This window comes from Kytococcus schroeteri (genome assembly GCF_042433515.1).
Taxonomy (GTDB): domain Bacteria; phylum Actinomycetota; class Actinomycetes; order Actinomycetales; family Dermatophilaceae; genus Kytococcus; species Kytococcus schroeteri.
Genome location: NZ_JBHLVH010000004.1, coordinates 227,611 through 229,908 on the forward strand (window position 1 = coordinate 227,611; position 2,298 = coordinate 229,908).

General features: G+C 73.0%; 2 protein-coding genes. Both read right to left on the reverse strand.

Annotation, left to right across the window (positions count from 1 at the left end):
* Window positions 1-35: 35 nt before the first annotated feature.
* Window positions 36-1,445, reverse strand: coding sequence for a histidine--tRNA ligase (gene hisS / locus ACFFHC_RS02845; RefSeq protein ID WP_379802849.1), 1,410 nt, complete (start codon window positions 1,443-1,445; stop codon window positions 36-38).
* 127 nt (window positions 1,446-1,572) lie between these two features.
* Window positions 1,573-2,145 (reverse strand): type 1 glutamine amidotransferase domain-containing protein, encoded by a 573-nt coding sequence (locus tag ACFFHC_RS02850; RefSeq protein ID WP_070705324.1) that lies wholly within the window; start codon window positions 2,143-2,145, stop codon window positions 1,573-1,575.
* Window positions 2,146-2,298 lie beyond the last annotated feature (153 nt).

Sequence of the window (2,298 nt, forward strand, 5' to 3'; positions counted from 1 at the left end):
GGTGGTGGGCCGCTCGAGGCGAGGGCCGTGCCGGGTCAGTCCCCGCGCACGGCGACCGGCTGCGCCAGCTCCACGCGCAGCGCCTGCGCCAGATCGCCCCGCTCGGCCTCGAACTGGTCGCCGCGCTGCAGGTCCTTGACCGTCACCACGCCGCGCTCCACCTCCTGGGCGCCGAGCACGGCCACGAACCGGATGCCCGCCCGGTCGGCGTGCTTGAACTGCTTGGCCAGCTTGGCCGGCTCCAGCACCGACTCCACCCGCAGGCCGGCCGTGCGCAGCTCGGCGGCCAGACCCAGCGCCTCGGGCAGCAGGGCCTCGTCGAGCAGCGGCACGAGCACCTGGACGGTGGACGGCTCGTCGGCGACCATGCCGTTCTCCATGAGCTGCCAGAACAGGCGGGAGAGGCCGATGGACATGCCCACGCCCGGCAGGGACGACCTGGTGTACTGCCCGGCCAGGTTCTCGTAGCGCCCACCGGAGCAGACCGACCCCAGCTCCGGGTGCTCGTCGAGGAAGGTCTCGTAGACGGTGCCGGTGTAGTAGTCCAGGCCGCGGGCGATGGCGAGGTTGACGCAGTAGTCGCCCTCGGGCACGCCGAGGTGGCGCAGCATCTCGAGCACCTCGCGCAGCTCGGCCACGCCGGCGTCCAGCTCCTCGTCGCGCCCCTCCAGACCGGCCAGCACCTCCAGGGCCTCGGCGTGCGAGCCGGTGCGGGTGGAGACGAAGCCCGCTACGGCGTCGACCACGTCCGCGGCCAGGCCGAAGCGCTCGCCGGTGAGTTCCTCGCGCAGCCAGTCCACGCCGCGCTTGTCGATCTTGTCCACCTCGCGCAGCACCAGCGGCTGCTGCTCGTCGGTGATGCCGACGCTGCGGAAGAACCCGCGCAGCAGGCGGCGGTTGTTCAGGTGGATCGTGAACGGGCCGAAGTCCAGCTCGCGGAAGATGGCGTGCATGGTGGCCGGCGGCTCGGCGTCGTGGCGCACCGAGAGGGTGTCCTTGCCGATGATGTCGACGTCACACTGCACGAACTCCCGGAAGCGGCCACGCTGCGGACGCTCACCGCGGTAGACGCGCTGCATCTGGTAGCGGCGGAAGGGGAAGGTCAGCTGGCCCTCGTGCTGGGCCACGAAGCGCGCCATCGGCACGGTGAGGTCGAAGCGCAGGGCGAGGTCGGGCAGGCCCACCTCGTCCCCGGCGGCCACGGCCTCGCGGTCGTTGGCCAGCCCACCGGTGGACTGCACGAAGTAGACCTGCTTCTCGGTCTCGCCACCGGACTTGGTGAGCAGCACGTCGGTGCGCTCGAAGGCGGGCGTCTCCAGCGGGAGGAAGCCTCCGGCCTCGAAATGGCGACGCACCACGTCCGCGATGCGGTTGAACGCCACCTGCTGGCGCGGCAGCAGCTCGAGCGTTCCCTGGGCGGGGCGGGGTGCGGTGATCTGGGCCATGGTCGGAGTCTAGTTTCCGGGGTTCGGCGCCGCGCACGGCGTGGTCGGCCACGCAGCGAGAGGCCCCCGCCGCACCGGGGTGCGAGGGGGGCCGGGCGCCGGTCGTGACGGCGTGGCGGTCAGGAGCTCAGCCCTGCGGGGCGGCGGCGCCGTGCTCGAGCGCCTCGAGGATCGCCCCGTTGAAGGCGGGCAGGTCGTCGGGGTTGCGGCTGGTGATGAGGTTGCCGTCCACCACCACGCTCTCGCCGCTCACCCAGTCGGCGCCTGCGTTGCGCAGGTCGGTCTCGATGCTGTCGAAGCCCGTCACGCGGCGGCCGTCCACCACGCCCGCCTCGGCCAGCACCCAGCCGGCGTGGCAGATGGCGGCCACCGGGCGGCCCGCGTCGTGCACGGCCTTCACGAGGGCCACGGACTTCTCGTCCAGGCGCAGGGCGTCTGGGTTGGCCACGCCACCGGGCAGCACGAGCACGTCCACGTCGTCGGCGGACACCTCGGCCACGGCGCCGTCGGCGGTGCGGGTCTCGGCCTTGTCGAGGTGGTTGAAGAGCTGCACCTCGCCGCCCTCGGGGCTCACGAGGCGCGCGGTGTGGCCGGCCTCGGTGACGGCCTTCCACGGGTCGGTGAGCTCCACGGCCTCGATGCCCTCGGCGGAGGTCAGGAAGTAGACGGTCTTGCCGGTGGTCTGCGTGGTGTCGGTCATGGCTCCACCCTCGCGCCGACCCCCGGCACGTCGCAACCGGAGGGCTGCTCGGCCAGCACCCCCGCGCCGCCCGGCCCCCGGCCCTTCGGACCCGCGCCCCCACCGGACCACCACCTGCTGGACCGGACCCGAGAACCGCACCGGTGCCGAACT